The organism is Cytophagia bacterium CHB2 (assembly GCA_030263535.1).
In the GTDB taxonomy this organism is placed as follows: Bacteria; Zhuqueibacterota; Zhuqueibacteria; order Zhuqueibacterales; family Zhuqueibacteraceae; genus Coneutiohabitans.
This window is the reverse complement of the sequence record SZPB01000413.1, coordinates 1-5,243: the sequence shown is the minus strand read 5'-3', so window position 1 is coordinate 5,243 and position 5,243 is coordinate 1. Positions and strand designations below refer to the sequence as shown.

4 protein-coding genes are annotated in these 5,243 nt (G+C 56.1%); all 4 read left to right on the top strand.

The features are described 5' to 3' along the window. The first annotated feature begins 19 nt into the window (after positions 1 to 19). The 4 genes from gatA (at position 20) to FBQ85_26175 (ending at position 5,135) form a co-directional block, all read left to right on the top strand. Entirely contained in the window at positions 20 to 1,471 is a 1,452-nt protein-coding gene (gene gatA / locus FBQ85_26190; GenBank protein ID MDL1878622.1) for an Asp-tRNA(Asn)/Glu-tRNA(Gln) amidotransferase subunit GatA, read from the top strand. Further along, the gene (locus tag FBQ85_26185) at positions 1,468 to 2,520 is read left to right on the top strand and encodes an XdhC/CoxI family protein (GenBank protein ID MDL1878621.1); all 1,053 of its coding nucleotides are present in this window, start codon (positions 1,468 to 1,470) and stop codon (positions 2,518 to 2,520) included. Before gatA ends, FBQ85_26185 begins: the two co-directional genes overlap by 4 nt. 449 nt (positions 2,521 to 2,969) lie before the next feature. Next, entirely contained in the window at positions 2,970 to 4,049 is a 1,080-nt protein-coding gene (locus FBQ85_26180) for an ABC transporter permease (GenBank protein ID MDL1878620.1), read from the top strand. Between the two features lie 162 nt (positions 4,050 to 4,211). Then, complete coding sequence (locus FBQ85_26175) at positions 4,212 to 5,135, top strand: ABC transporter permease (GenBank protein MDL1878619.1); 924 nt, start codon at positions 4,212 to 4,214, stop codon at positions 5,133 to 5,135. Positions 5,136 to 5,243 lie beyond the last annotated feature (108 nt).

Genomic DNA, 5,243 nt, shown 5'->3' with positions numbered 1-5,243 from the left:
CCTGAAGCTGGGCGTGGCGGTGGCGAACGGGAGCGATTTCCCGGTGGAAGAGCCGAATCCGATGTTGGGGCTGTACGCGTCGGTAAGCCGGCAGGACTCGAAGGGAGAGCCAGCCGGCGGTTGGACTCCGGAGCAGCGGATGTCGCGGGAAGAAGCATTGCGTAGTTTCACGCTGGGGGCGGCCTACGCGGCCTTCGAGGAGAAGACGAAAGGGACGCTCGAGGCCGGCAAGCTGGCCGGTTGCATCATGGCCGTGAAAGATCTCATGGCATTGAAGGGCGAGCGCTTGACTTGCGGCTCGCGTATACTCGAAAACTTCATCTCGCCTTATGACGCCACGGTTATCTCACGCCTGGAAAACGCGGGCGCGATCATCATTGGCAAGACTAACATGGATGAGTTCGCCATGGGCAGCTCGAATGAAAATTCCGCATTCGGCCCGGTGAAAAATCCTGTGAATCCCGCGTATGTTCCCGGCGGCTCGTCGGGCGGCTCGGCAGCGGCGGTGGCGGCCCAGCTTGTCATGGCTGCGCTCGGCTCCGACACCGGCGGCTCGATTCGCCAACCGGCTGCATTCACCGGCGTGGTCGGTTTGAAACCAACGTATGGCCGCGTCTCGCGCTGGGGACTTGTGGCCTTCGCCTCTTCGCTCGACCAAATCGGCCCTCTTGCCAATTCGGTTGAAGATGTCGCGCGCATTCTCGAAGTGATTGCCGGCGTTGATGAACGCGATTCAACTTCTGCGCCGGTTCCGGCGCCGGAATATTCCAAACTGCTCGCCAATGGCGTCAACGGCAAAACCATCGGCTTACCCCAAGAGTATTTGAGCGACGGTGTTCAGCCGGATATTTTGCTTGCAGTCGAACGGGCAAAAAAAACGTTGGAGCAAGGCGGCGCAAAAATCAAAGAGGTGTCTCTGCCGCATACCCAGTATGCCATAGCTGCCTATTATATCATCTGCATGGCCGAGGCGTCCTCTAATCTCGCGCGTTATGACGGCGCACATTACGGCCGGCGCGCGCAAAACGTTGCTTCGCTCGAGGAAATGTATGAAAAAAGCCGCAGCGAAGGGTTTGGTCCGGAAGTCAAGCGGCGCATCATGCTCGGTACGTATGTGTTGTCCTCGGGTTATTACGACGCCTACTATCGCCGCGCCATGAAAGTGCGTACGCTGATTCGCCGTGATTTCGAAAACGCCTTCGAGGAATGTGATGCCTTGTTGATGCCCACCGCGCCCACCACAGCGTTTCAGCTCGGCGAGAAGTTTAGCGATCCTCTCACCATGTACCTTTCCGATATTTTCACAGTGTCCATGAACCTCGCCGGCGTTCCGTGTCTCTCCCTGCCCGCAGGCCGGGATGCCAACAATTTGCCCATCGGTTTGCAACTTGCGGCCAAAGCATTCGACGAAACGAATCTGCTGCAGGTCGCGCATTATCTGGAACAAAACGATTTAAACCAGCAACAATGATGCATGACATTCTACCCTCTCTGCTCAAATGGCAAGCGCAAGGCCTCTCCGCCGCGATTGCAACCGTCGTTAAGACCTGGGGTTCTTCTCCGCGACCGGCGGGCAGCCGTATGGCAATTGCGGTCAATGGCGAATTTGCCGGTTCGGTAAGCGGCGGTTGTGTGGAAACAGCGGTTATTGAAGAAGCCATGAATGTCATGAAAACCGGCGCACCCAAGCTGCTGCAATTCGGCGTTGCCGATGAAACGGCATGGAGCGTCGGCCTCACTTGCGGCGGTAAAATCGAAGTGTTGCTCGAGCCGTTTTATGATAAGAAATTCTCTGAACCCCTCAGAGTCAACCTCGCGGGCAAAGAGCCGGTGGTTATGGCAACCGTGATTCGCGACGCTTCGACTTTGCCTGGCCGGCATTTGCTGGTCTCGCGTGCGGGCACTATCGCGGGTGATCTCGAAAACACCGAGTTGATTTCATCGATCCAACAAGCCGCACCGGCATTTTTAGAGCGTGAGCACACCACAGTCTTGACGTTTGGTGAAACCGAAATTTTTGTCGAATCCTGTTTCCCGCCGCCAAAGCTAATCATCGTTGGCGCCGTGCATATTGCCGTGCCTCTGGCGCATCTCGCAAAAACGCTCGATTTCAATGTCATTCTCGTTGATCCGCGCGGCGCATTTGCCAGTGCCGCACGTTTCCCGCATGTCGATCAGCTCGTGCGCCAATGGCCGGAGGAGGCGATGGCCGAGATCGGAATCGATGCCGGCGCTTGCATCGTTATTCTCAGCCATGATCCCAAGCTCGATGATCCTGCGGTTAAAACGGCGTTACAACATTATCCGGCGTATATCGGCGTTTTGGGCAGCCGCAAAACACATGAAAAAAGATTCCGGCGCCTGCTTGCCGAAGGCGTAACTGAGGAACAGCTTCGGCGTGTGCATGCGCCCATCGGTTTGAACATCGGCGCGGCAACCCCGGCCGAAATCGCGGTCAGCATCATGGCGGAGATTGTGGCGCAACGGCGACGGATGCGGCTGGTAGGCTCTGATTCGTAAGAGGGCAGGATGTGGACGCTTTCAAACGCATGAAACGGTGGGTCATGGCCCGCCAGATGAAATTTACCGAGAATGCTGCTAGACTGCTAAAAACCGAACATCCTTTGCCCGAAATGGTATTTGAAGCCGCTTGGAATGCGTCGAGTATCTACAAGACTATGCGCTCAAAGAATTACTATCAAGTATTTTCTATAAATAAACTTTTAGCCAGGGATTTGCACAGCTCAACACGGATTCAAAAATTTTTTTGCAAGAGACTATTTTAAAACATAAGATCAGTGAGAAGCCGTATTGATCCGTGGCCAAAGAAAAATGTATTGAAGCCGTGGCCGTATCCGGCAATTATGCAAAACTTTGAAAAGCGTCAACTGCATGGCGCGTCTTAGCCGTTTGCGCTTGCGATTTCTCCCAAAACACTCAAATCCCCGTCTTCCAACCACTACTCCCGCATGCGAGCTTATCTCCGCGCCTGGCTTATAAACCTGACACCGGCCCTCAGCGCGTTTGCCGTTGCCACTATACTCGCAATTTTATTGTTACTGTTAAGCGGCTATGACGCAATGCTGGCGCTTCATGCCCTGTTCGAAGGCGCGTTCGGCTCAACCTACGCATTCTCAGAAACTATGGTCAAATCGCTTCCGCTGCTGCTCACCGGCGTTGCTGTCGCGCTGGCGTTTCGCGCCGGCGTGTGGAACATCGGCGCGGAGGGGCAATTGCTGGTGGGCGCCTTGAGCGCCGTCGCGCTGGCGCCCCACTTGACAGGCTTGCCGGGCGTACTCGGAATTGCTTTCATGCTGATCTGCGGCGCGCTGGCCGGCGCAGGTTGGGCGGGAATCGCCGGCGCAATGAAAGTCCACCGCAACGTGCCGGAAGTGGTTTCAACGATTTTGCTCAATTTCATCGCGCTGGAATTGGTTCGTTATGCCGTGCACGCCCCGTTGATGGAGGCGGCCGGGCAATTTCCGCAAAGCGAGGCGCTGGCGCCGGTGCTGCGGCTGGCGCGGCTTTTTCCGCCGACGCGTTTGCACGCGGGGCTGTGGCTCGCGCCCGTGTTTGCTGTATTGGCTTATGTTCTAATTCATCGCACGGTTTTCGGTTTTGAAATGCAGGCCACCGCTTCGAACGCAACGGCAGCGCGTTTCGTTGCCATTGACACCGGCCGCGTGCAATTGCGCAGCTTGATGCTCTCTGGCGCGTTGGCGGGACTCGCGGGCGTGTTTGAGCTGGCGGGCGTAACGTATCGCGTCTACGAGAACTTTTCGCCCGGATACGGTTATACGGCAATCGCCGTAGCGCTGATGGCGCGCCTCAATCCGTTGGCCGTCATGGCGACCGCATTGCTTTTTGGCGCGCTCGACAACGGCGCAACGGCGATGCAGCGTCAGGCTAATGTTTCGGCAGTGATTAGTTATGCCATGCAGGGCATCGTCGTGCTCACGCTCGCCGCGTTAGGCGGATTGGCGTTGAGGAAAGGCAGTCAAAAGACAAGCAGCAAAATTTCGATAGACTTTAATAATGTGGCAGAATAATGGTTCGGCAAGATAATTCAAAAGCAAGGTTCATTCGGTCGAAGAATTATTCTGCTCCGCTTTCTCATGCGGTGAACTGGTCGAATTGAAAATCAAACGCAGAAAAATCCATGAAAATCCGTGTTCATCCGTGGCAAATAAAAGCTTGAAATTTCTCCAGCCATGTTTCTCAACTTGATTGAAAGCCTGCTGCGCTCGGGTTTAAAGCTGGCCGCGCCGCTGTGGCTCACCGCCACCGGTGAAACCTATGCCGAACGCGCCGGGCTTATCAACATCGGCCTTGAAGGTATGATGCTCACAGGCGCATTCGCGGGCATGGCCGTGAGTTATTTCACGGGAAACCCGTGGCTAGGATTGCTGGCCGGAATGCTCGCCGGCATAGCGCTGGCAGCACTGTTCGGCATACTGACGATTTATTTTTACGCCGATCAAATCATCACCGGCGCAGCGCTCAATCTTGTTGCGCTCGGCCTTACCGGATTTCTCTTCCGCAGCATTTTCGGCGTTACCGGCGCAGCGTTGACGGTGGCTTCGTTTCCGCTGGTCGACATTCCCGTGCTTAAAGAGATTCCGTTTTGTGGCGCGTTCCTTTCGGGGCAACCGATTCTGCTTTATCTCGCTTTGGGTGTGATTCCGCTGGCCTCATTCGTGCTCAATCGCACGGCGCTCGGCCTTGCCATTCGCGCGTGCGGCGAATATCCCGCAGCAGCCGACACTGCCGGGCTCAACGTTTTTCGTTTGCGTTTGGGTTGCATATTGTTTTGCGGCATGCTCACCGGCGCAGCCGGCGCCTACCTTACGCTGGCGCATGCCAACACGTTTGTCGAGGGCATTACGGCCGGACGCGGTTTCATCGCGCTGGCAATCGTCATCTTCGGACGTTGGCAGCCGTGGGGGGTGTTGTTCGCGGCGCTGTTTTTTGGGTGCGCCAATGCGCTGCAATTTCAGTTTCAAGCGCTCGGCTACGATGTGCCCTATCAATTCTTTCTGATGCTGCCTTACCTCCTGACCTTGCTGGTCTTGCTGATTTCTACCAGCAGCGGCCATGGCCCGGCGGCGTTGGGGAAAGCGTACAAACGAAATTGAACACAAGGATGCCGGCTTCGACAAGCTCAGCCAGCGACAGCCCGAATCGCGATGAGTTCGGTCAACGGCAGCTCAGCCAGCGACAGTCCGAATCGCGATGAGTCGATC

What these genes read in the sequence shown, in the direction of transcription:
- FBQ85_26185 (MDL1878621.1), top strand. Translation starts at nt 1,468, where the DNA reads ATGATGCATGACATTCTACCCTCTCTGCTCAAATGGCAAGCGCAAGGC.
- FBQ85_26180 (MDL1878620.1), top strand. Translation starts at nt 2,970, where the DNA reads ATGCGAGCTTATCTCCGCGCCTGGCTTATAAACCTGACACCGGCCCTC.
- FBQ85_26175 (MDL1878619.1), top strand. Translation starts at nt 4,212, where the DNA reads ATGTTTCTCAACTTGATTGAAAGCCTGCTGCGCTCGGGTTTAAAGCTG.